The sequence below is a fragment of the Billgrantia aerodenitrificans genome (assembly GCF_021404405.1).
GTDB lineage: Bacteria > Pseudomonadota > Gammaproteobacteria > Pseudomonadales > Halomonadaceae > Halomonas > Halomonas aerodenitrificans.
Genome location: NZ_JABFTV010000011.1, coordinates 33,624 through 56,607, shown reverse-complemented (window position 1 = coordinate 56,607; position 22,984 = coordinate 33,624). Strand labels below are relative to the sequence as shown.

Below are 22,984 nucleotides of genomic sequence, written 5' to 3'. Positions count from 1 at the left end.
AGGCCATGATGACGATCTTATCCCCCACTCGGGACCTCAAGGGCGCCGTTCGCGCCCAGGTGGAGGCTGGCTTCGATGAGGTGCAGGCGCTTTACCGCCAGCTGCACCGCTACCCCGAGCTGCCCTTCCAGGAGCACAAGACCAGCGCCCGCCTCGCCGAGGCGCTGGAGAGCCTGGGGTTCGAGGTGACCCGCGGCGTGGGCGGTACCGGTGTCGTGGCCCTGCTGCGCAACGGCGAAGGCCCCACCGTGATGCTGCGCGGCGACATGGATGCTCTACCCATCGAGGAGCGCACCGGGCTCGAGTTCGCCAGTCGGGAGAGCGCCGAGAACGCTCAGGGAGAGCGGGTGCCGCTGATGCACGCCTGCGGCCATGACCTGCACAGCAGCTGCGTGGTCGGTGCCGCCGGTGTGATGGCAGCACTGAGAGAGCACTGGAACGGCACCCTGATGCTCATCTGCCAGCCTGCCGAAGAGATCTTCGGTGGTGCCAGGGCCATGCTCGACGACGGCCTTTACGAGCGCTTCGCCCGGCCGGACGTGGTGCTGGGCCAGCACAACATGCCGGCGCTGGCCGGCACGGTCGGGCACATTGCCGGCCGCGCCATGGCCGCCTGCACCAACCTGGCGGTGACGATTCACGGCGCCGGCGGGCATGGCTCCATGCCCGCCCAGACGGTGGACCCGGTGGTGATCGCCGCTCACGTGGTCACTCGCCTGCAGACCATCGTCGCTCGTGAGGTGCCGCCGGAGGAGACGGTGGTGGTCACCGTCGGCAAGCTGCAGGCCGGCACTCAGGCCAACATCATCCCCCATTCGGCCGAGCTCGAGATCAACGTGCGCAGCTTCGACGACACCCTGCATCGCCAGGTGGTAGCCGCCATCGAGCGCATTGTACGCGCCGAGTGCGAGGCCGGGCGCTCGCCCAGAGCGCCGGAGTTCCGTGTGCTGAACGAGACCATCGCCCTGCACAACGACCCCGTGGCAGTCGACCACGTGCGCCGGGCTCACGCCGAGCACTTTGAGTCGGAGCGTCTCTACGAGATGCCACGGCTCAACGGCAGCGAGGATTTTCCCTTCTTCGGCAATGCCGAGGCCGGCGGGTTCGGCGGCGAGGACATTCCCTACGTCTACTGGTTCATCGGCGCGACGCCGGAATCACGCTGGGAGGAGACGCCGGGAGCGAGCGTTACCGACAAGATGCGCCACCTCGAGATGCCACACTCCCCCTATTACTTCCCGGGCAACCCCGAGACCCTGCGCACCGGTATCGAGGCGCTGGCGACGGCGGCGCTGGCCTACCTGGGCTGAGCGTCATACAGCCAGAAACGCCAACGGGCCACCCTGAAGGTGGCTCGTTGGCGTTAGAGCAAGGGCGTGTCACAGCACCCCCTTGGCCTTGGCGGTATGCGTGGCGATGGCGTCCATCAGCGGCGGCGAGAGGCAGTCGTAGGGCGGCAGGCCGAGCTCCTGTAGCCGTGAGCGTACCGCACCCATGTTCTGCGGATCGGCGCCGGACTCGATGATCGACGAGACGAAGGCGGCGAATTCGGGGCCGGCCCAGCCCTCGTCGTGGGAGAGCTCGGTGTGGATGAAGTCCAGCCCGTGGAAGGGGTGGCCGGTGTTCTCGATGCGGCCGTACATGTGCACGCCGCAGCCGGTGCAGGCATGGCGCTGGATAGCCGCGGCCGGATCGACCACCTGGAGCTTCTCCTCGTGGGCGCTGACCCTTACCTTGTCGCGGGGTACCACGGCCACCATCGAGAACAGCGCGCCCTCGGGTTTCCAGCACTTAGTGCAACCGCAGACATGGTTGTGGGCGCACTGGGCGTCGATCGTCACCTCGACCTGTTCGCCGCTGCAGTGGCAGTGGAGCTTGCCGCCGGTGAAGCTGTCGCTGCCGCGCTTGACGCCGTCGTCCACGGCGGGATGGATGTGAACGTTGTGGTGGCTCATGGTGGGTTGACTCCCCTGTGTTGTCGTTTTTTCGGGGTTTCTCGCCGCAGGCGGCGGTCGGGGCGTGCTCTGTGTCGCGGCGGCGGGCTTGCCGCCGAACCAGCGCTGGATGATGTCCATCAGGCTCATGCTGCCTCCTTGTCCCTTGGACGCGTGTCGTGTTCGTTGCTCTTGTGTGCGACGTTCAATAATGGAGTACCGTCCGAATGCTCTTGCCCGCGTGCAGCAGCTCGAATGCCTCGTTGATCTGCTCGAACGGCATGTCGTGGGTGATGAACTCATCGATCTTGATCTCGCCATCCATGTAGCGCTGCACGTAGCCGGGCAGCTCGCTGCGCCCCTTCACCCCGCCGAACGCCGAGCCGCGCCACACCCGCCCGGTCACCAGCTGGAACGGCCGCGTGGAGATCTCCTCGCCGGCCCCGGCCACGCCGATGATCACCGATTCGCCCCAGCCCTTGTGGCAGCACTCCAGCGCCGAGCGCATCACGTTGACGTTGCCGATGCACTCGAAGGAGTAGTCGACCCCGCCGTCGGTCATGTCGACGATCACCTGCTGGATCGGATCGGAATGCTCCTTGGGATTGACGAAGTCGGTGGCACCGAACTGGCGCGCCAGTTCGAACTTGTCCGGGTTGACGTCGATGGCGATGATGCGGCTGGCCTTGGCCATCTGCGCGCCCTGGATCACCGCCAGGCCGATGGCGCCGAGGCCGAACACGGCGACGGTGGCACCCGGCTCCACCTTGGCGGTGTTGAGCACCGCACCGATGCCGGTGGTCACGCCGCAGCCGAGCAGACAGATCTTGTCCAGCGGCGCCTCCTTGGAGACCACCGCCAGGGAGACCTCGGGCAGCACGGTGTATTCGCTGAAGGTGGAGCAGCCCATGTAGTGGTGCAGCATCTTGCCGTCGAGCGAGAAGCGCGAGGTGCCGTCGGGCATCAGTCCCTGGCCTTGGGTGGCGCGCACCGCCTGACACAGGTTGGTCTTGCCCGAGCGGCAGAACTTGCACTTGCCGCATTCGGCGGTATAGAGCGGGATGACGTGATCGCCGGGCTTGAGGCTGGTCACCCCTTCGCCCACCGCCTCGACGATGCCGGCGCCCTCGTGGCCCAGCACCGAGGGGAACAGACCCTCGGGGTCGGCGCCGGAGAGCGTGAAGGCGTCGGTGTGGCACACGCTGGTCGCGGCGATACGCACCAGCACCTCACCCGCCTTGGGATCCTGTACGTCGATTTCGGTGAGCTCGAGGGGCTTGCCCGCGGCCATGGCGACTGCAGCGCGAGATTTCATGGGCAGCTCTCCCTGTGTTGTTGTGATATAGGGCGCTGCGGCGCCCGTCATGGGATGACGCTGATGTCAGTCTAGGAGAGTCGGGGCGGGGCGATTGTGGCGCAGCGGCATAACACAGTTGCTGGTGGGCAACATTCCTTAAGGAAACACTACACAAATGCCTGCGCGAGCGAATCGCTGCGTTGCGCGGTGCGCGGAATCCTCACATATACCCCATATGCTCCGGTTCCTGTGCTCCGTGCGCCTTGCGCTTCATCTCGCTCGTCAATTTGTGCAGCGCTTCCTTCACAGACGTTACGTGTCGGTATCACCTGGTCTATGCAGCCACCAGCGCTGCGCCAGACGGCCCTCGGCGATGGCGCTGGCCATCGCCGTGAGCTCATCGGCATGCAGAGAGGCCAAGGCCTGGCTTTCGGCTTCCCAAGGCAAGGGCTGCCAGGCATCCGCCAGGGGGTGGCGGCGCAGCGCATGCCACAGGCGGGCCACGGCCTCGGCGTGGGTTTCGGGCGGGCCGGCGGCGGCGAGCAGGGCGCGTTTGCGGCTGGTCATCGTCGCTTGGTCGAGGCGCGCCAGTGCCTCGCCCTGGCAGGTCAGGAATTGGCCGATGGCCTGGCGTAACGCGTCCACGCTTGTGCCTGGTGACTGCACCACGTAGCCCAGCCGTGGGTAGCCCGCCGCTTCGCGGTAGCGTACCGCCGCGACATAGCCGAGGCCACGCCGCTGGCGCATTTCGTGATGAAAGGCGGCATCGTGACACTGGGCCAGTAGCTGCAGCAGCCAGCGGCTGCGGGGGGTGTCGTCGGGGCCGGCTATCTCGAGCATGGCGGCGTGATCGTCTGCCTGCGCTGAGAGCCAGTGGAGCTCGGCCGGCACTTCATATGAGGTGTCGTCCTCTCGCCGGCGTGCCGCCAGCCGTCGCAGCAGGGCCTCGGCGGCCTGGGTGTCGGTGTCGCCGTGCACCCAGGCGAGCGGCTGCCGGCTCTGCTGGCCGGGCGTGCCGGGCGGGGGCAGGGTCACGAGGCGTGTCAGCATACGCTGGGCCAACAGCCCCTTGGGCGCTTCGTCGCGGGGCCGTGTCACCGTTTCGGGCCAGCACGCCACGGCCAGCTCGACGAGGGCGTCCAGCCGTTCGGCCGGGCCCGTGGCGATCAGCCAGTCGCCGCGAGCGTCGCCGTCGCAGCGCAGTTCCAGGCCGTGGACTGCGGCGGCCTGCCGTAGCGGCAGGGCGTTCTGTCGCCACTGGCTCAGACGTGCGGCCTGGCGTGAGAGCGAAGCTGACCAGCCCAGGCAGAACGATGCCGGCGCTGCGTCGGGCAGCCGCAGCGGATCGCCGGCCCAGAGCTGAAATCCCACGCCCTGATTCACCAGGTACGGGCCGGGCTCGTCAACGCTCGGTCGTAGGGTGCGTGCCGACAGCGCGGGAGCCGCGCGCCAGGGCAGCGGCAGTGTTTCCGATGCCAGTGGCTGAGGGTGCCAGGCCGTACCGGTCTCGGCCAGGCGCTTCCAGCTTCCCGGCGCACTGGGAGATTGCCACAGCAGTCGGCACTGCTCGACGGCGAGCCAGGGCTGCAGAGCTTCTCGCGGCGCTGCCGGACCAGCGCTCGGGTTCCCCGCAGCGGCCAGGCGGCAGGCGCAGCGACGGGGCCAAACATCCAGCTCGACGGGGGCGACGGGACGTTCGGTCAGCGGTGAGGCGAGGGCTCGCTCGAGCGCCATGCGGCAGGCGGCGAGCAGCGTCTGGACGGTCTCTTCGTCGGGTGCCGGCGCCAGGCGCAGGGCAAGGGCCGTTCCGACGCCTTGCGGGGTGAGCGTCACGTCGAAGCTATCGAGCTCCACGGCGGCCTGCAGCGTGGCGGCCAGCCGTCCGTCGCTCAGCCTCGCGGCGACGGCCTCCAGCCATTCGCCATGGGCGGCGGCCAGCGCTTGCGGCAGGGGCCAGATGAGCTCCAGCGCCGAGGTGGCGGGCATGGCCTGGGGGGCATGCCAGGCCACGCCGCCCGGCTCGCCCCAGCGCCAGGGGCGTTGGAGCGGTGAGGGTTCGCCAGTCGGCAGGGGCTCGGCGTGGCGTTCGAGCAGCTCGAGCTGTGCTTCGAGGGGCAGTGGTCCCAGCATGGCCAGCGCCATGCCGCCGCTGCGGTAGTGACGAGTGTGAAAGTCGCTGAGCCGGGTGGTCAGGTGAGCCGCATCGTCGCCCAGGCTCTTGCGGTTGCCGGCGTGGCAGAGCCGGGCTGGATGACCTTCGCGACAGAGCCGGCCGAGTGCCGCCAGCCGGTGCAGGGCGGGGTCGGCCAGCCGGGCGCGGAACTCCGCGTCGAGCACTTCCACTTCATGGGCGATGTGTGCCGGTTCGAAGCAGGGCCGGGCCAGCATGTCCACCAGCCGGGCGAGGCCCTCGTCGGCTTCGTCCGGTGGCAGGTGCAGGTGCACGTCGGTAACGGTTTCGTCGGTACGCGCGTTGTAGCGTCCGCCCCGCTCACCGATCCAGCGTGCCAGTTCGCCCGCCTCGGGAAAATTGGCCGAGCCCAGAAACAGGGCGTGCTCGAGCAGGTGGGCCAGGCCGCGGCAGTCGTCGGGTTCGTCCAGGTAGCCCACTCCCACCGCGCCGACCAGACGCTGCACCCGCGCGCTGGGCACCTGCGCCGCGGCGATCCACAGACCGTTGTCCAGCCGCCTCTCCACAAGGCAACTACCCAGCGGCAGCCCCGCGCTTCTGGCCGCTTCATCGTAGGTGGCGGCAGGCCCATTCATTGGCGACAGAACACCTGCGACTCATGCACGTTGCGTAGCGTGAGTGTCTCCATCGCGGGAGAAGCCGCGTTGGCCTCGCGGCGGGCGGCTTCGATCAGGTGGTGGTCCGGCGACAGCGAGCAGACCGGGTCGGTGGCGGCGGCATCGCCGGTGAGCAAGTAGGCCTGACAGCGGCAGCCGCCGACATCTTTATGACGCTCGTCGCAGCTGCGGCAGGGCTCCTGCATCCAGGCGTCGCCGCGGTAGCGGTTGAACGGTTCGCTGTCGTACCAGATCTCCCTGAGGCCATGGTCGCGCACGTTGGGAAAGCGCATCGGCAGCATGCGCGCACTGTGACAGGGCAGCACCGCGCCGTCCGGGGCCACGGTCATGAAGATCGAGCCCCAGCCGCCCATGCATGCCTTGGGGCGCTCGCCGTAGTAGTCGGGCACCACGAACAGCAAGCGCATGTCGCGGCCGCGTTCGGCCAGTCGCTCGCGCCAGCGCGCGGTGGTGGCCTCGGCGGCTTCGAGCTGTTCACGACTCGGCAGCAGACCCTCGCGATTGAGGTGGGCCCAGCCGTACATCTGGCAGTTGGCCAGCTCCACCGCGTCGGCACCCAGCTCGTCGCACAGAGCGATGATCTCGTCGATGCGGTCGATGTTGTGCCGGTGCAGCACCACGTTGAGCACCATGGGGTAGCCGGCGGCCTTCACCGCTCGCGCCATGGCGAGCTTCTTGGCATGGGCCTTGGGCGAGCCGGCCACCGCTGCGGCCACGTCCGGGTCGGCGGCCTGCAGGCTGATCTGGATATGGTCGAGGCCGGCCTCGCGCAGTGCCTCGATGCGCGCCTCGTCGAGCCCCAGGCCGGAGGTGATCAGGTTGGTATAGAAGCCGAGCCGGCGTGCCTCGGCCACCAGTTCTTCCAGGTCGCGCCGCACCAGCGGCTCGCCGCCGGAAAAACCCATCTGCACCGCGCCCATGGCACGGGCCTGGGTCAGCACCTCGATCCACTCCGCGGTGGTGAGCTCCTCCTCCACCGCGGCGAAGTCCAGCGGGTTGGAGCAGTAGACGCACTGCAGCGGGCAGCGGTAAGTGAGTTCGGCGAGCAGCCACAGCGGCGCGCCGGTTGCGCCATTGACGGCGACGGTATCGGTTCGGTCAGTCATGCTGGATCCACCCTTGTCGGGCGGCATCGAGCAGGAATTCGTGTACGTCCTGCTCGATCGCCGCAGCGGGGGCATCGGGGAACTGGGCCTGCAGGTTGGCCACCAGGCTGGCCACGTCGCGCTGGCCATCGAGCTGGCCGAGAATGGCGCCGGCACTGTCGTTGAGCTGCACCATACCCTCAGGGTAGAGCAGCACGTGGCGGCCCTGGGCCTGCTCCCACTGCAGGCGCCAGCCGGGGCGCAGACGGTAGACGGTGGCGGACTCGATCATGGCCATCACAGCCCCCTGTGGTAGACGCGCCGGTCGGTGACCGAGTGGTAGGGCGGCCGCTCGAGCTGGTAGGCCAGGGTCATGGCGTCGAGCATCGACCACAGCACGTCGAGCTTGAATTGCAGGATCTCCAGCGCGCGCTGCTGGGCAGCGGCGGTGGTGCACACCGCCAGCGCTACCTCCAGGCCATGGTCGACGTCGCGGCGTGCTTCCTTCAAGCGCTTGCGGAAGTAGCCGTAGCCGGCCTCGTCGATCCAGGGGTAGTGGGTCGGCCAGGTATCGAGCCGGCTCTGGTGTGCCTGAGGCGCGAACAGCTCGGTGAGCGAGGAGATCGCCGCCTCCTGCCAGCTCGCCCGGCGCACGAAGTTGACGTAGGCATCCACCGCGAAGCGCACACCGGGTAACACGTGTTCCTGGGCCCACAGCTCATCGCGGGAGAGGCCCACCGCCTCGCCCAGGGTCAGCCAGGCCTCGATACCGCCGCCGCCGTCGTCATGGCCGTCGTGATCGAGCAGGCGCTGGATCCAGCGGCGGCGGGTGGCGGCGTCAGGACAGTTGGCCAGCAGCGCGGCGTCCTTTTGCGGGATCATCACTTGATAATAGAAGCGATTGGCCACCCAGCCGCGGATCTGCTCCGGCGTGGCGCGGCCCTCGGCCATGTCGACCTGGTAGGGGTGATGGACATGGTAATAGGCGCCCTTGGCCAGCAGGGCCTCGCGGAAAGCCTCGGGGGAAAGCGCTAGGTTGTCGGGATCCACCGTCGAGGCGGCGAAGGGGGATGCGATCGAACTCATGAGGCGATTCCTTCCCAGTGCGTGCGAGCGGATGCGCTATGGTTGTGACGCCGTTCGGTGTGTCGGGTTCAGATCTCGAGGCGCATGCCATCGAAAGCGACTTCAATGCCGGTTTCGCTGAGCGTAGCACGCTCCGCGGAGCGCTCGTCGAGGATTGGGTTGGTGTTGTTGATATGGATCAGCACTCGGCGGGTGGAGGGCGGCAAGCGCCCCAGCTCCTCCAGCAGACCGCCCGGTCCGGCCAGGGCCAAGTGGCCCATGTCGGTGCCGGTCGACTTGCCCACGCCGGCACGCAGCAGTTCGTCGTCGTGCCACAGGGTGCCGTCGACCAGCACGCAGTCCGCTTGGCTGAGGTAGCCGCGTACCCGCTCGTCGAGCCGGCCAAGCCCCGGGGCATAGAACAGTCGCGTGCCGCACGCCCGGTCTTCCACCAGCAGGCCGATGTTGTCGCCCGGGGTCGGCGCGCCGCGACGTGGCGAATAGGGCGGCGCGTTGCTGTCGAGAGCCACCGCGGCGAACGACAGGCCCGGACAGGCAGGCACCTCGAAGGTGGCCTCCAGATGAGCTTCATCGATACCGATGGGCCGCCAGTTCAGTCCTCCCCAGTGTTGGAGCATGGTGAACAGCGGGAAGCCGCTGCTCAGATCCTGATGCACGTTGGGCGTGCACCAGACATCGAAGGGGCAGCCTTCACGCAGCGACAGCAGGCCGGTGGCGTGATCGATCTGGGCATCTACCAGCAGCACGCCCGAGATACCGCTGTCGCGGGGGATGCGGCGCGGGTGCAGCTCGGGGTTGGCGGCCAACTGGGTACGAATGTCGGGCGAGGCGTTGCACAGCAGCCAGCGCTCGCCGTCGGCGCTGATGGCGATGGACGACTGGGTACGAGGCGTTGCCTCGACGCTGCCGGTGCGCAGGCCATGGCAGAGCGTGCAATTGCAGTTCCACTGGGGGTAGCCACCGCCAGCGGCGGCGCCCAGGACCAGTACGTGCATTCAGATCTCCGTGCCGATGAACTGAAAAATGAACCGAAAAAACGACGGCTGACGCCCGTGAAGAGCGTCAGCCGGTCGAGTCCTTGCCGAAAGGATGTCTCAGCGATTGGAGATGTATAGCGTCACTTCGAAGCCCAGACGCAGGTCGGTATAAGCAGGTTTGGTCCACATAAGAACTCCTCCACATGGGTGGATCGATGGGCATGCCCATTCAGTAAAGCAGCTAATGGCTTCGCTACCTTGCGACCTAAGTCTAGTAAGCGTGGGGAAGATTCGTCAAAGAATCTCGAAATGAGCACTGCAATGCTCGTGAAACGCCACCGCGGCGGGCTTCGGTCACGGGTGTTACAGGATTGTTGCCCAGGGGCAATAGTCTTTTGATTGCCAGCTAAACCTAAATTAACTGATCTGCCCATGCGCCTGCCAATGTTGTGCTAGACCTGATCTTGTCAATACCTGAAACACAATTACACAAGATGTGCCGCTTTCCCCAGGCACACCTTCAGTGAGACGGAGACAACGCCATGCTTAGGGAGACCGGTTATGCCGTAACGGCCGTTAGTTTGTTGGCTGTGTCGGTGGCGCATGCCAACCAGAATCAACTCGAACTCCAGCAGAACCCGGAATACTGGGCCACTCAGCTGGGTAACTACCAGGGCAACCGCTTCAGCGAACTGGACCAGATCAACCGCGACAACGTGAACGAGCTGCGCTCGGTGTGGCAGTTCTCCACCGGCGTGCTGCGCGGCCACGAAGGCGGCCCCCTCTATGTCGGCGATGGCCGGCTATATATCCACACCCCCTTCCCCAACAAGGTATTCGCCCTAGACCTGGAGGACGAAGGTCGTGTGGTCTGGAGCTACGAGCCGGATCAGGATTCCCGCGTCATTCCGGTGATGTGCTGCGACACGGTCAACCGTGGGCTGGCCTATGCCGACGGACGCCTGTTCCTCGGCCAGGCCGACAACACCCTGATCGCACTGGATGCCGAGAGCGGCGAGCTGCTGTGGGACGTCAGCAACGGCGACCATACCGTCGGCGAGACCAACACCATGTCGCCGCTGGTGGTGCATGACATGGTGATCGTCGGTATCAGCGGCGGCGAATACGGTATCCGCGGTCACATGACCGCCTACAACGTCGAGACCGGCGAGATGGTCTGGCGCGGTTACTCCACCGGGCCGGACGATGAAGTGCTGATCGACCCCGAGAGTACCCTGATGCTGGGCGAGCCCATCGGCGAGGCCGACCTCGGCGTCTCCACCTGGCCGGAAGACGAGTGGGAGCGCGGCGGCGGGGCACCCTGGGGCTGGGTCACCTACGACCCCGACCTCGACCTGATCTACTACGGTACCGGCAACCCCGGAACCTGGAACCCGGATCAGCGTGCCGTCGACGGCGAGCCGGCAGACAACAAGTGGGCCATCACCGTGTTTGCCCGCGATCCCAACGACGGCTCGGTCAAGTGGGTCTATCAGAAGGTGCCCTTCGACGAGTGGGATTACGACGGGGTCAACGAGAATCAGCTGATCGACGTGGAGTTCGAGGGCGAGGAGCGCAAGGGCCTGGCGATCATCGACCGCACCGGCTTCGGCTTCCTGCTCGACCGCGAAACCGGTGAGCTGCTGGTGGCCGAGAAATTCGCCCCCGAGACCAACTGGGCCGACAGCTACGACATGGAAACCGGGCGGCCCAACGTCAACGAGGATTACAGCACCTTCCGCCAGGGGGTGAACGTCAACACCACCGACATCTGCCCCACCGCCATGGGCGCCAAGAACATGCAGCCGAGCGCCTACTCGCCGCGTACTGGCCTGATCTATGCCGGCATCAACCGCATCTGCATGAACTACGAGCCCTACGAGACCGAGTACGTGGCCGGTCAGCCCTATGTGGGTGCGACCCTGACCATGATGCCGTCGCCCACCGAGAACGGCCAGATGGAAGGCCGCATGGGCAGCTTCATCGCCTGGGATCCGGTTGCCGGCGAGACCGTGTGGGAGGTCGACGAGCGTTTCGCGGTGTGGAGCGGGGCGTTGGCCACGGCCGGTGATCTGGCCTTCTACGGCACGCTCGAAGGTCACGTGAAGGCGGTGGACATCGAGAACGGTGAGGAGCTGTGGCGCTTCAAGACGCCCTCCGGGATCATCGGCAACGTCAATACCTTCATGCACGAGGGCAAGCAGTACGTGGCCGTGCTCTCCGGGGTCGGCGGCTGGGCCGGTATCGGCCTGGCAGCGGGACTCGAGGATCCCGAAGAGGGCCTCGGTGCCGTGGGCGTGTTCTCCGCGCTGGGTGACTACACCAAGCTCGGTGGCGTGCTGACGGTCTTCGCTCTGCCCGATTGAGCGGGTCTGGCCGGGGCGGGAATGGCCGTTGCCATTCCCGCCCATCCTCTTTCACTTCGGCAGCAGGTGGTCTCCTCGTGGCCGAAGCGGTTACCAGAAGGATGTGCTGCATGACGGTATTCGCACGTTTTCACGTTGTTCCCGCACTGTTCCTCACCCTGGGGCTGGCTTCCGCCGCCCTTGCCGACGAGCATCGCGTCACCGGCGACGGACCCGGCGCCTTCGTCGTCGAGGATGGCAAGGTCGATCCCGATACCTACGAGGGTTACCTCGTCTATACCCGAGCCTGCATGGCCTGCCACGGGCCTGATGGTATGGGCTCCTCCTTTGCCCCCAACCTGATTCGCGCGGCCGAGCGGCGTGGCTGGGAGAACTTCGCCGGCACCATCGCCTCGGGGCGCGAAGTGCAACCCGGCCAGGTGATGCCCTCCTTCGCCGACGACCCCTATGTCATGGGCAATATTCCCAACCTCTTCAGCTACATGCGAGCGCGCGGCGAGGGTGGGTTGGGGCGCGGTCGCCCGCAGATCATCGAGTCGATGCAGGAGCAGGGCGAGGAGAACGGCGACGACAAGGCCGCTGAGGAAGCGAACGCCAAGGAGTGAGCCCGCTCCATTCGCGACATCATTTCCTGAAGCGGAGGATGCATGAGAGCAGCCTGTCGTCAGACGTTGCAGGCGTTGGCCGTGGCCCTGGGGCTGGCCGCTGCCGTGGGTGCCGTCGCCAATCCCCCCGAACGCCAGGAGCGCGAGGCCCTGCGGGTCTGCGCCGACGGCAACAATCTGCCCTTCAGCAACCAGGCCGGCGAAGGGTTCGAGAACCGTATCGCCGAGCTGATGGCCGAAGACCTCGGCGTGCCGCTGACCTACGTCTGGGCGCCCCAGGTCATGGGCTTCGTACGCAACACCCTGGAGCTGCGCGTGTGCGACGTGATGATCGGCGTCGTGGCGGGCTACGACTTCGTGCAGAACACCAACGCCTACTACCGTTCGGTCTATTCGCTGGTGGTGTCCGAGGACTCCGAACTCGAGGTCACCCGGCTGAGCGACCCGGCGCTGGCCGGAAGGCGCATCGGCGTGGTGGCGGAAACCCCGCCGCTGGTGCCGCTGCGTCGGACCGGCGCGCGCATCCAAGGTTATCCGCTGATGGTCGACACCCGAGTGCGCGCCCCGGTGCGCGATGCCATTGCCGACGTCGCCGAGGGCGTGACCGAGGGAGCGGTGCTGTGGGGGCCGCTGGCCGGCTACTACGCGGCGCGCCAGGATCCGCCGCTCAGGGTCGTGCCGCTGATCGACGACGACTCAGATGCCACCCTCGACTACCGCATCACCATGGGCGTGCGCCGCGGCGAGCCCCACTGGAAGGACTGGATCAACGACTTCATCGAGCGCCGCCAGGGGGAGATCGACGCCATCCTGCGCGAGTATGACGTGCCGCTGCTCGACCGCCGCGGCCGGCTGCTGGATACGGATGAAGGAGATGGGGCATGAGCCGTGTACGACCATCCGCCCCCCTGCTGCTGGGGTTCGGTTTCACGCTGGCGCTGTTCGCCGCGACCGAGGTCGAGGCCCAGCGCGCCGCGGCGGGGCCGCCCGATTGGCCCTGCGTGCAGCGGCTCATCCCCGAGCTGGCCTGGGGCACCATCTGGACCGGGCCCTCGCCGGAGGAACTGGAACAGGCTTGGTGGGAGGACGATGAGGTCGGTCGGGTGGCGCGCTTCGCCACCTCGCGTTCGACGCCGGAGGAACAGGCCCAGGCGCGTGTGCGCGAGTTCGTCGAGTCCCTGCCCGAGGAGAAGGACGAGGAGAAGGGCGAGGAGCAGGCCGACGAAGAGGTCGAGCGACGTCTGACCCTGCTGTTCGCCGGGCTGTTCGAACTCACCAACCGTGAGCGGCGGCGCACCATCGATGGCATTCGCAGTGCTTCCCGCGCCCAGCTGGCGCGCCTGGAAACCATCTCGGGCATGGTCGATGAGCTCGAGGAGCGGCGCGCCGACGAGAGCGCCGACGCCGCGGAGGTCGAGCGGCTTTCCGAGTCGCTGTTCTGGGAGCAGCGCACCTTCCAGCAGCGCCAGCAGGCGCTGCCGGCCATGTGCGAGCAGCCCTACCTGCTGGAAGAGAAACTCTCGCGTATGGTGCGCACGATCATGGCACGAATGCCGTGAGGCAGTGGAGTAAGTCAGTAGGAGCAATAAAAGACAACACTAACGACAACAGCGGCAGCGCGGCTGCCTGAGGAGTCCTTATGGGTACGCTACCGCGAGCCTTTCACTGGCTGGCGCTGGGGGGGCTGACACTGGGCCTGGGGTGGATACCCCTGGCATCGGCCGATACGCCTGCGTCCATCGTCGTGGGGTATCTGGGCATGGAGCGCCCCGACGACCAGGAGCCGCTCTCGGTGCTCGATCCGGTGATCGACGACGAAGGGCTGCAGGGCGCTCGCCTGGGCATCAACGACAACAACGCCACGGCTCAGTTTCTGGGCCAGGAGTTCGTCTTTCACGAGGCGGTGGTGGCTCAGGGCGATGACGTCGGCGGGGCGCTGGAGAGCCTGATCGAGCAGGGCGTCGAGTGGATCGTCAGCGGTTTGCCCGCCGCGGCGCTCAATGAAGTGATGGCGCACCCCGCCCGCGGTGGCCGGGTGGTGTTCAACGCCTGGGCGCCGGACGATGAGCTGCGCGGCGAGGCGTGCCACCCGGAGCTCTATCACACCACCCCGAGCCGGCGCATGCTGGCCGACGCCCTGGCCCAGTTCCTCGGCTTCAAGCAGTGGGACCGCTGGGCGCTGGTCTACGGCAACACCGACGAGGATCGTATCCTGGCCGACGTGCTGCGCGCCTCGGCCGCGCGCTACGGCCATCGCGTCGTGGGCGACAGGATGTGGCCCCACGACCCCATGGCACGCCGCGCCGAGGGTGGGTTCCACGCCATTCAGCGCGAGATCCCGGTATTTCTGCAGGACCTGCCCGAGCACGACGTGTTGGTGATCGCCGACGAGACCGACTACTTCGGCGAATACTTCCCCTTCCAGACCTGGGCGCCGCGCCCGGTGGTGGGCACCCAGGGGCTGATGGCGACTCCGTGGCACCGGTCTCACGAGTCGTGGGGTGCAGTACAGCTGCAGCGGCGCTTCGAGAAGCTCGCCGACCGCTGGATGACGCCGCGGGACTTCGGCGCCTGGCTGGCGCTGCGCTCGCTGGGCGAGGCGGCGGCCCGCACCGGCTCCGTCGAGCGCGATGCTGTGCTCGACTACATGCTCAGCGAGGAGTTCGAACTCGCCGGCTACCTGGGTTTCCCGGTCAGCTATCGAACCTGGAACCACCAGCTGCGCCAGCCCATCCTGATCACCGGGCCGCGCATGGTGGCCTCGGTGTCGCCGCAGGAGGGTTATCTGCATCCACGCACGCCGCTCGATGCACTCGGCGCCGACGAGGGAGAATCACAATGCCGCTTCTGAACCGTATGATCTCGCCAAGCCTGCTCGGGCTGGTGCTGGGGGCCTTGGCGCTGCTGCCCGTCAGCGCTCAGGCGGAGCGCATCTTCGTCTCCAACGAGAAGGACAACACTATCTCGGTCATCGACGGGGCGAGCCTCGAGGTGGTGGAAACCATCAGCGTGGGGCGACGGCCGCGCTCGATGGCATTCAGCAGCGACGGCAGCGAGCTGTTCGTGGCGGTGGGTGACGACGAGGCCATCGACATGATCGACCTGGAGACGCTGCAGGTGGTGCGCAGCCAGGCTTCGGGGGACGACCCGGAGGTGATCCGCGTCGACCCCAATCGGCCCTACATCTACGTCTCCAACGAGGACGACAACATCGTCTCGGTGCTCGACTACGAGCGGCGCACACTGGTCACCGAGATCCCGGTGGGGGTCGAGCCGGAAGGGCTCGGCATCAGCCCCGACGGGCGCTGGCTGGTCTCCACCACCGAAACCTCCAACATGGCCCACATCATCGACACCGAGACCATGGAAGCGGTGTATCACCGCCTGGTGGGCGCTCGCCCGCGCCACGCCGAGTTCACCCATGACGGCCGTGAGGCCTGGGTCTCGGCGGAGATCGCCGGCACCGTGTCGATCCTCGACATGGAAGAGACCTTCGACGTCAAGCACGTGATCCGCTTCGACGTGCCCGGGGTACCGCGTGAGACCGTGCAGGCGGTTGGTGTGGCGCTGACCTCCGACGGCCGCTACGGCTTCGTCGCCCTGGGCCCCTCCAATCGGGTAGCGGTGGTCGACCAGCAGACCTACGAGGTGCTCGACTACATCCTGGTCGGCCAGCGGGTCTGGCACCTGGCGCTCAACGGCGACGAGAGCCGGCTCTACACCACCAACGGGGTCAGCGGCGACGTCACCATGATCGAGGTGGACAGCCTGCGGGCGGTCAAGTCGATCCCGGTGGGCCGCTTCCCCTGGGGCGTGATCGTCGAGCCGTGAGCGAGACGCACGATGCGACCGAAGCTCAGCTCGCGCTGGAGGTACGCGAGCTGAGCTTCACCTATAGCGGCAGGCCGGCGCTGGACGACGTTTCCCTGGCCGTGAGAGCCGGGGAGTTCGTCGTGCTGCTCGGCCCCAACGGCGCCGGTAAGACCACGCTGTTCTCGCTGATCACCCGTTTGCACGACCGTCGCCGCGGCGAGATTCGCATCGGCGGCTTCGACGTGCGCCGTCAGGCGGTACAGGCCCACGCCCGCATCGGTGCGGTGTTTCAGCAGCCGACCCTGGATCTCGATCTCAGCGTGATGCAGAACCTGGCCTACCATGGCGCCCTGCACGGCATGTCGCGGGGCGAGGCGAAGTCGCGCGCGCTGGCTCAGCTCGAACGGGTGGGGCTGGCCGACCAGCGCCGCACGCGGGTACGCCGCCTCTCCGGCGGCCAGCGGCGACGGGTGGAGATCGCCCGGGGCCTGATGCACGAGCCACGCCTGCTGCTGCTCGACGAGCCCACCGTGGGGCTCGATATCGCTTCGCGCCGCGATCTGGTCGCGCATGCCCATCGGCTGTGCGCCGAAGCGGGAGTGGCGGTGCTGTGGGCCACGCACCTGATCGATGAAGTGCGACGCGGCGATCGGGTCGCGGTGCTGCACCGCGGGCGGCTGCTGGCCGACGAGCAGGGCGAGGCGCTCACTGCCCGGCTCGGCGTCGAGACCCTGGGTGAAGCCTTCGATCGATTGGTGGGAGACGAGGAGGCCGCATGCGAGTGATGCCCTGGCTGCACTGTCTGCGCGGCGTGGTGGGCCGCGAGCTGCTGCGCTTCCTGCATCAGCGCAGCCGCTTTCTCGCCGCGCTGGTGCGTCCACTGGTGTGGCTGTTCGTCTTCGCCGCCGGCTTTCGCATGGCGCTGGGGGTGGCCATGACCGAGCCCTACCAGACCTACATTCTCTACGAGGTCTACATCGTGCCGGGGCTGGTGGGCATGATTCAGCTGTTCAACGGCATGCAGAGCTCGCTCTCCATGGTCTACGACCGCGAGATGGGCAGCATGCGGGTGCTGCTGGTCAGCCCCTTCCCGCGCTGGTACCTGCTGGTGTGCAAGCTGCTGGCCAGCACTCTGGTGTCGGTGGTGCAGGTCTATGTCTTCCTGGCCATCGCCTGGGCCTATGGCATCCAGGCGCCGGCGATGGGCTATCTCTACCTGCTGCCGGCACTGCTGGTCACCGGCTTCATGGTCGGTGCGCTGGGGCTATTGCTCTCTTCCTTCATCCGCCAGTTGGAGAACTTCGCCGGAGTGATGAATTTCGTCATCTTCCCGATGTTCTTTCTCTCCTCGGCGCTCTATCCGCTGTGGCGCATCCGCGAGGGCAGCTATCTGGTCTATCAGATCGCCGCGCTCAATCCCTTCACCCATGCCGTGGAGATGATCCGCTTCGCCATGTACGAGCGTTTCAACGGCGAGGCGGTGCTGATCAGCGTGGCGGTGGCGGCGGTGCTGCTGGTGCTGGCGATCCTGGGCTATAACCCATCCCGCGGCATGATGGCCCGCAAGGGAAACGCGGGATAAATGTCTGCGCGTGCGAATCACTGCGTTGCGCGGTGCTGGTGCGTCGAGTCAGGGATGGCATGGCTCTCCTGGTCCTGGCTTTCCAGGCTGCGGTACTCCAGGTAATCGATGATGCGCTGGCGGGTGCGCGGGTCGAGCTCCCACAGCACCATGCGATTGCCGGGCAGGAAGGTGGCGGGACCGGCCAGGAAGGCGTCGAGAGTGTCGCGATCCCATACCAGCTCGGCTCGTTCTAGCGCCGGAGAGTAGTCGAATTCCGCGATGCTGCCTGCGGGGCGGCCGAACACCTCATGCAGACTGGGGCCGGCCAGATGGCGGCCGGGCTCGATGCTGTGGCAGCCGACGCACTGGGCGCGGAACAGCCGCTCGCCCTCGGCGTGTTCGTCAGCCAGGGCCGCCGGCGGAGCGAGCAGCAAGGTGGCGAGAGCCAGGCCGGTGGTGCAGCGGCTGCCGCAGCGGAGGCGGGGCATCAGAAGCAGCGCAGGTTGGCGTCGGCCTGAGCTTGGTGCAGGGCCTGCACCTGATCCTGCATGCCGCGCTCTGTGCGGAACAGCACGCCGAGTTCGCCGCGCTGGTCCTGCATGCCCAGCACCGTCTCGACCTGCTCGTAGGTTTCGTAGGGCAGATGCTCGGCGATCACGTCGATGCTGCAGGAGCACTTCTGCATGGTCAGATAGCTGTTGCCGTTGGCCGCCATACAGGCCAGCACGTAATCGACGCGCGCTTCGGTAGGGTAGTCGTTGGCCAGGCCTGGCGTGGCAAGCGGGAGCAGCAGGCCGACAAGCATCCACGGGCGTAGCAGGCCTGTCGCCGTCTTCCGAAGTCGAGGCATTGTTGTTGTCCTCCGGATGGTAATGGCGCTTTGAGTCGTCGCAGCGTATGGCTTCAAGGTATGGCAGTCAGCGCTGTTTTTCCACCGCGAGCAAGGGCCTATCGCGCCCATGAAGAAAGCCTATGAGCTGTTGCCGGGGTGGCATCGGTAATCTTCCCAGGTCGGCCGAGGCCGATTGTCTGCAATCCCTGCATGACATTTTCGGCCCGTCTCTCGGCGGGCTTTTTTCTGCACGCGAGTTTCATGTGCAAGGAGAGCCGAGTGGCAGATCAGCTCTTGGGCTTGTCGTCGCGCACCTCGTAATCCCCTTCCAGCAACTCGGGCTCGCTACCGCGATAGTGGGCCCCAGAGTAGGTCTCCTGAGTATGAGTCTCGCGGTGGGTCTCGCGATAGTGGTAGCCGCCGCCGGCATCCTTGGCCTGCTCGGCGCGCAGCTGTTCGAGGCGCTTCTTCATGCGGTAGCGCACGATCGGCAGCATGGCCCAGCCGAGCAGCAGGAAGAACAGGCCGAGCACGGTGCCGACGATCAGCAGCATGCCGAACAGCAGCCAGGTCAGGATCAACTTGAGCCCGCTCAAGGGGCCACGGTGCGGCTGGTTGGCCCGGGTGCGCCACTGCTGGGCGGCCTGCCAGGCGGCGTTGCGGCGTAGATCGTTGGGATCGAACATGATCATCTCCGGGCGGTGGGGTTCCGCCTCTCGGGTGTGGTCGGTATCTCTTGGAGACCGCGACACGACAAACGTTCCAGGGCCCCAGGCTATCACAGCCATAGCCGCCACAGAGCGGCAGTGACGATACCGGCAGCGATTGCTGCCAGCGCCTTTTGCGTAGCCAGCATCACGCCGAGCGTGGCAAGCAGCGCCAGGCGGGCGCCCCAGTCGCCCTGTACCGCCATGGGTGTGATCACTGCCACCAGCACCGAGCCGGCCATGGCGTTGATGAAGCGCTCCACTCTGGGTCCGATGGGCACCCGCGACATCACGAACACGCCGCCGGCACGGGTCAGGTAGGTGACCAGCGCCATGATCAGGATGGCGGCCAACGCCCCCATGGTCGTGGCTGGCAGGCTCATGCGGTGGCCTCCTGGGGCGGCCTGGCGGGCACCATCAGGCCGACCAGCCCGCCGGCCAGAGCCCCAACGATCACGTGGGAGTGCGGCGGCAGCCAGACCATGGCGGCAGCCAGGGCGGCGGCGCCCCAGGGTGCGAGCATGGAGAGGTCGCGACGCCCGCCCAGCAGCATGGCCAGGAGGAAGCAGCCCATGATCACGTCGAGACCGAAGCGCTCGGGCTCCTCGATGCCGCTACCGAAGATCACGCCGAGCAGCGTGCCCGCCAGCCAGGTCAGCCACAGGGCGATGCCGCCGCCCACCAGCATGCCGACGTTGGTCTCGCCGCGCTGACGGTCGGCCACCGCCATGGCCCAGTTGGAGTCGCTCATCACTACCAGGCTGCCGTAGCGCTGTGCCGGTGGCAGGTGGGCCAGCCAGGGCTGGATGGCGGCTCCCATCAGCAGATGCCGGGCATTGATGGCGAAGGTGGTGGCGATCAGCGGCAGCAGCGGGATCTCCGGCCCCCACAACTCCAGGGCGGCGAACTGCGAGGCGCCGGCGAACACCAGTGCGCTCATCAGCATGGCTTCGAATCCCGACAGCCCGCGCGCCAGGGCAGCCACGCCGAAGGCCAGGCCGAAGATCACCACGAACAGCGACAGCGGCGCCATGCGCCGGATGCCGACGAGGACGCCGGCGAGATCGAGTTGGGCGCCGGGACGGTCGTTCATGCCCGCCACACCTCGGCGACGATCTCGTAGCTGCGCAGCCGGTCCGCGCTGGCGTAGGTATCGGTATTGAGCATCAGCTCGTCGGCGCCGGTCAGTTCGAGGAAGCGCTCGAGGCCCGCCCGCACGGTTTCGGGCCCGCCAATCACCGCCGCGCCCAGGAACTGCTCGACCTGAACCCGCTCCATGGGCGTCCAGTCGAGGGTTTCGACCGGCGGCAGCGCGCGGGTGCGCTTGCCCCGCACCATGCCGAGGAACTTCTGGCGGGCGGTGGAGGCGAGGAACTCGGCGCGCTCGTCGCTCTCGGCAGCGATCACCGGCAGCCCCACCATGGCGTAGGGCCGTTCGAGCAGGGCCGAGGGGCGGAAGTTGTCGCGGTAGAGGCGCAGGGCCTCGTGCAGGTAGCCAGGGGCGAACTGGGCGGCGAAGGCGAACGGCAGCCCCTCGCGAGCGGCGAGCTGGGCACTGTAGCCGCTGGAGCCGAGCAGCCACAGCGGCACTCGGGTGCCCTGGCCGGGTACGGCACGCACGCGCTGCTCGGGGCGCTCGTCATCGAGGAAGGCCTGCAGCTCGGCGAGCAGCTCGGGGAAGTTCTCGGCCCCGGCGTACGGGTCGCGGCGTAGTGCCGCCATTGTGGCGGCGTCGGAGCCCGGCGCGCGGCCCAGGCCCAGGTCGATGCGCCCCGGGTAGAGGGTCTCGAGGGTACCGAACTGCTCGGCGATCACCAGCGGCGCATGATTGGGCAGCATGATGCCGCCGCTGCCTACGCGGATGCGTGAGGTGGCTCCGGCGATATGACCGATCAGCACCGCGGTGGCGGCACTGGCGATGCCGTCCAGACTATGATGCTCGGCCAGCCAGTAGCGGGTGAAGCCGAGCTGCTCGGTCAACTGGGCCAAGGCCACGCTTTCGGCGAAGCTGTCGGCGATGGTGCCGCCCTGGCGAATGGGCGCCAGGTCGAGCACGGACAGAGGCGTCCGGGAGAGTCGTGACATGAGAGCACTCGAAAAAAATGTTTAGCCTGCTTGGTTTTCCTAGAATCCTCTTCTCCGCGCCCCGATGCAATGCCCAAACGCCGGAAGCAAGGCAGACCGATGGCGGATTGTGTGCCGCTGCGGTCAGGCTGCTAGCATGAAAAGCCCCAAGGACGAATAAGGGAATTCTGTATGGCCAACCATGGAGGGCAGCGGGTCTTCATCGTCTCGGCCCTGATCATCCTGGCGCTGGTGGCCGCCGGCGCCAGCTTTCCGGCGGCCTTCGGCAATGCCGCCGACGCCGCCCTCGCCGGGGTCACCCGGCTGTTCGGCTGGTTCTATCTCATCTCGGTGTTCGGCTTCGTCCTCTTCCTGCTGACGCTGGCCTTCAGCAAGTACGGCAAGATTCGCCTGGGGCCGCAGGACAGTACGCCGAGTTTCAGTTTCTTCTCCTGGGTCAGCATGCTGCTGGCGGCGGGTTTCGGCGTGGGTCTGGTGTTCTACGGCATGGCCGAGCCGATGCTTCACTACGTCGAGCCGCCCTACGGCGACGTGCCGGCCGAAACCACCGAGGCGGCGCGCTATGCCATCCAATACAGCTACTTCAACTGGGGCGTGCACCAGTGGGCCGCTTTCTCGGTGGTCGGCCTGATCATCGCCTACTTCCAGTTCCGCAAGGGGCAGGCCGGGCTGGTCTCGTCGGTGCTGTCGTCGATTTCGGCGAAGTATCCCCGGGTACGACCCTATGCGCCGACCCTGGACGTGTTCGCGGTGGTGGCCACAGTGATGGGGGTGGCCACTTCGCTGGGCCTGGGCGTGCTGCAGCTCAACGGCGGCTTCAACGCCGTATTCGGTCTGCCCGAGAGCGTGCTGTGGCAGTTCGTCATTTTGTTCGTGATGTTCCTGGCCTACATGGCCTCGACCTGGTCGGGGCTGGACAAGGGCATTCGGCGGCTCTCCAACCTCAACATGATCCTGTGCATCGGGCTGATGCTCTATGTGCTGATCACCGGGCCCACGGTGATGATCCTGGAGACCATCACCCTCGGCATCGGCGACTACCTGCAGAACTTCATCGGCATGAGCCTGCGTATCTCGCCCTTCACCGACAACACCTGGGCGGCCAACTGGACGGTCTTCTACTGGGCCTGGGTGATCGCCTGGTCGCCCTTCGTTGGCACCTTCGTCGCCCGGGTCTCGCGGGGACGCACCATCAAGGAGTACGTCTTCGGCGTACTGATCGTGCCGCCACTGCTGGCCTGCCTGTGGATCGGCGTGTTCGGCGGCGCCGCGCTGCACATGGAGCTGGCCGGCGACGCCGGTCTGGCGGCGGCCACCGAGGCCAACATCACCGTGGCGCTGTTCGAGATGTTCGAGCGCATGCCGTACAGCGGCGTGCTGTCGATGATCGCCATGCTGCTGATCTTCATCTTCCTGGTCACCTCGGCCGACTCGGCGTCCTACATCGTGGCCCAGATGACCGACAACGGCTCGATCAATCCACCGCTGTTCAAGCGGGTGCTCTGGGGCGTGCTGATCGCCGCCATCTGCCTGACGCTGATTGCCGCCGGTGGGTTGAGCGGGCTGCAGTCCGCCGCGGTGCTCTCGGCGCTGCCGTTCACTTTCATCCTCTACGGCATGATCGTGGTGCTGATCCGCGAGCTGCGCGCCGACCGCCAGGCCATGCTGACCCAGCTCTACCGCCGTCACGGCGAGACGCCGGTGGGTGCCGACGCCTTCGAGGCCGAGGCGCTGGGCGAGCAGGAGCGCCTGCGGCGGGCGCCCAACGTGGTCAATCGGCGCATTCACCGGCGCGAGGGCGGCTAGATGGTTGACAGCGGCGGTA

Annotated in this window: 24 protein-coding genes; 10 read left to right on the top strand and 14 right to left on the bottom strand. The window is 67.0% G+C overall.

Translation table 11 applies throughout. The features are described from left to right. Positions 1–8 precede the first annotated feature (8 nt). On the top strand, positions 9–1,310 hold the full coding sequence (locus HOP59_RS18960) for an amidohydrolase (protein WP_234255026.1): 1,302 nt from the start codon (positions 9–11) through the stop codon (positions 1,308–1,310). Positions 1,311–1,379: 69 nt separating this feature from the next. Here HOP59_RS18960 and gfa read toward each other — a convergent pair whose 3' ends face one another. From gfa to pqqA, 8 genes are all read right to left on the bottom strand, one after another. Next, positions 1,380–2,084, bottom strand: a complete 705-nt coding sequence (gfa, locus tag HOP59_RS18955) for an S-(hydroxymethyl)glutathione synthase (RefSeq protein WP_234255025.1) — start codon at positions 2,082–2,084, stop codon at positions 1,380–1,382. Positions 2,085–2,139: 55 nt separating this feature from the next. Further along, entirely contained in the window at positions 2,140–3,249 is a 1,110-nt protein-coding gene (locus HOP59_RS18950) for an S-(hydroxymethyl)glutathione dehydrogenase/class III alcohol dehydrogenase (RefSeq protein ID WP_234255023.1), read from the bottom strand. A 294-nt stretch (positions 3,250–3,543) separates the two neighbouring features. Continuing rightward, a complete protein-coding gene (locus HOP59_RS18945; RefSeq protein WP_234255021.1) occupies positions 3,544–5,997 on the bottom strand; it encodes an insulinase family protein in 2,454 nt (817 codons plus the stop codon). Beyond that, the gene (gene pqqE / locus HOP59_RS18940; RefSeq protein WP_234255018.1) at positions 5,994–7,145 is read right to left on the bottom strand and encodes a pyrroloquinoline quinone biosynthesis protein PqqE; all 1,152 of its coding nucleotides are present in this window, start codon (positions 7,143–7,145) and stop codon (positions 5,994–5,996) included. Before pqqE ends, HOP59_RS18945 begins: the two co-directional genes overlap by 4 nt. Continuing rightward, positions 7,138–7,422 (bottom strand): pyrroloquinoline quinone biosynthesis peptide chaperone PqqD, encoded by a 285-nt coding sequence (pqqD, locus tag HOP59_RS18935; protein ID WP_010627632.1) that lies wholly within the window; start codon positions 7,420–7,422, stop codon positions 7,138–7,140. The genes pqqE and pqqD overlap by 8 nt, the downstream gene beginning before the upstream one ends. Then, complete coding sequence (gene pqqC / locus HOP59_RS18930; protein ID WP_234255016.1) at positions 7,422–8,210, bottom strand: pyrroloquinoline-quinone synthase PqqC; 789 nt, start codon at positions 8,208–8,210, stop codon at positions 7,422–7,424. Before pqqC ends, pqqD begins: the two co-directional genes overlap by 1 nt. A 68-nt stretch (positions 8,211–8,278) precedes the next feature. Further along, positions 8,279–9,205, bottom strand: coding sequence for a pyrroloquinoline quinone biosynthesis protein PqqB (pqqB, locus tag HOP59_RS18925; RefSeq protein WP_234255014.1), 927 nt, complete (start codon positions 9,203–9,205; stop codon positions 8,279–8,281). Between the two features lie 99 nt (positions 9,206–9,304). After that, the gene (gene pqqA, locus HOP59_RS18920) at positions 9,305–9,376 is read right to left on the bottom strand and encodes a pyrroloquinoline quinone precursor peptide PqqA (RefSeq protein WP_081786101.1); all 72 of its coding nucleotides are present in this window, start codon (positions 9,374–9,376) and stop codon (positions 9,305–9,307) included. 353 nt (positions 9,377–9,729) lie between these two features. Here pqqA and HOP59_RS18915 point away from each other — a divergent pair, with 353 nt between their 5' ends. The 8 genes from HOP59_RS18915 (at position 9,730) to HOP59_RS18880 (ending at position 17,553) form a co-directional block, all read left to right on the top strand. Continuing rightward, positions 9,730–11,553 (top strand): methanol/ethanol family PQQ-dependent dehydrogenase, encoded by a 1,824-nt coding sequence (locus HOP59_RS18915; RefSeq protein WP_010627636.1) that lies wholly within the window; start codon positions 9,730–9,732, stop codon positions 11,551–11,553. 110 nt (positions 11,554–11,663) lie between these two features. Continuing rightward, positions 11,664–12,158 carry a c-type cytochrome gene (locus HOP59_RS18910; protein WP_234255011.1) on the top strand — a complete coding sequence of 165 codons (495 nt, stop codon included), beginning with the start codon at positions 11,664–11,666 and terminating at the stop codon, positions 12,156–12,158. Positions 12,159–12,200: 42 nt separating this feature from the next. After that, a complete protein-coding gene (locus HOP59_RS18905) occupies positions 12,201–13,043 on the top strand; it encodes a quinoprotein dehydrogenase-associated putative ABC transporter substrate-binding protein (RefSeq protein WP_234255010.1) in 843 nt (280 codons plus the stop codon). Beyond that, positions 13,040–13,717, top strand: coding sequence for a hypothetical protein (locus HOP59_RS18900; RefSeq protein WP_234255008.1), 678 nt, complete (start codon positions 13,040–13,042; stop codon positions 13,715–13,717). The genes HOP59_RS18905 and HOP59_RS18900 overlap by 4 nt, the downstream gene beginning before the upstream one ends. An 80-nt stretch (positions 13,718–13,797) precedes the next feature. Beyond that, positions 13,798–15,009, top strand: a complete 1,212-nt coding sequence (locus tag HOP59_RS18895) for an ABC transporter substrate-binding protein (protein WP_234255006.1) — start codon at positions 13,798–13,800, stop codon at positions 15,007–15,009. Further along, the gene (locus tag HOP59_RS18890) at positions 14,997–15,989 is read left to right on the top strand and encodes a PQQ-dependent catabolism-associated beta-propeller protein (RefSeq protein WP_234255004.1); all 993 of its coding nucleotides are present in this window, start codon (positions 14,997–14,999) and stop codon (positions 15,987–15,989) included. Before HOP59_RS18895 ends, HOP59_RS18890 begins: the two co-directional genes overlap by 13 nt. Further along, a complete protein-coding gene (locus tag HOP59_RS18885) occupies positions 15,986–16,756 on the top strand; it encodes an ABC transporter ATP-binding protein (RefSeq protein WP_234255002.1) in 771 nt (256 codons plus the stop codon). The genes HOP59_RS18890 and HOP59_RS18885 overlap by 4 nt, the downstream gene beginning before the upstream one ends. Further along, on the top strand, positions 16,747–17,553 hold the full coding sequence (locus tag HOP59_RS18880) for an ABC transporter permease (protein WP_338073352.1): 807 nt from the start codon (positions 16,747–16,749) through the stop codon (positions 17,551–17,553). Before HOP59_RS18885 ends, HOP59_RS18880 begins: the two co-directional genes overlap by 10 nt. Before the next feature lie 17 nt (positions 17,554–17,570). Here the strand turns inward: HOP59_RS18880 and HOP59_RS18875 are convergent, their stop codons facing one another. From HOP59_RS18875 to HOP59_RS18850, 6 genes are all read right to left on the bottom strand, one after another. Beyond that, positions 17,571–18,023: a c-type cytochrome gene (locus tag HOP59_RS18875; RefSeq protein WP_234255000.1), complete on the bottom strand. Its 453-nt coding sequence runs from the start codon at positions 18,021–18,023 to the stop codon at positions 17,571–17,573. Continuing rightward, positions 18,023–18,385, bottom strand: coding sequence for a hypothetical protein (locus tag HOP59_RS18870; protein ID WP_234254998.1), 363 nt, complete (start codon positions 18,383–18,385; stop codon positions 18,023–18,025). Before HOP59_RS18870 ends, HOP59_RS18875 begins: the two co-directional genes overlap by 1 nt. A gap of 269 nt (positions 18,386–18,654) precedes the next feature. Then, positions 18,655–19,059 carry a hypothetical protein gene (locus HOP59_RS18865; protein ID WP_234255212.1) on the bottom strand — a complete coding sequence of 135 codons (405 nt, stop codon included), beginning with the start codon at positions 19,057–19,059 and terminating at the stop codon, positions 18,655–18,657. Between the two features lie 86 nt (positions 19,060–19,145). Next, the gene (locus HOP59_RS18860; RefSeq protein ID WP_234254996.1) at positions 19,146–19,457 is read right to left on the bottom strand and encodes an AzlD family protein; all 312 of its coding nucleotides are present in this window, start codon (positions 19,455–19,457) and stop codon (positions 19,146–19,148) included. Next, entirely contained in the window at positions 19,454–20,167 is a 714-nt protein-coding gene (locus tag HOP59_RS18855; protein ID WP_234254994.1) for an AzlC family ABC transporter permease, read from the bottom strand. The genes HOP59_RS18860 and HOP59_RS18855 overlap by 4 nt, the downstream gene beginning before the upstream one ends. Further along, positions 20,164–21,159 (bottom strand): LLM class flavin-dependent oxidoreductase, encoded by a 996-nt coding sequence (locus HOP59_RS18850; RefSeq protein ID WP_234254992.1) that lies wholly within the window; start codon positions 21,157–21,159, stop codon positions 20,164–20,166. The genes HOP59_RS18855 and HOP59_RS18850 overlap by 4 nt, the downstream gene beginning before the upstream one ends. A 171-nt stretch (positions 21,160–21,330) precedes the next feature. On the opposite strand from HOP59_RS18850, the gene HOP59_RS18845 reads away from it, so the two are divergent. Then, positions 21,331–22,965, top strand: coding sequence for a BCCT family transporter (locus HOP59_RS18845; protein ID WP_010627651.1), 1,635 nt, complete (start codon positions 21,331–21,333; stop codon positions 22,963–22,965). The last annotated feature ends 19 nt before the right edge of the window (positions 22,966–22,984 follow it).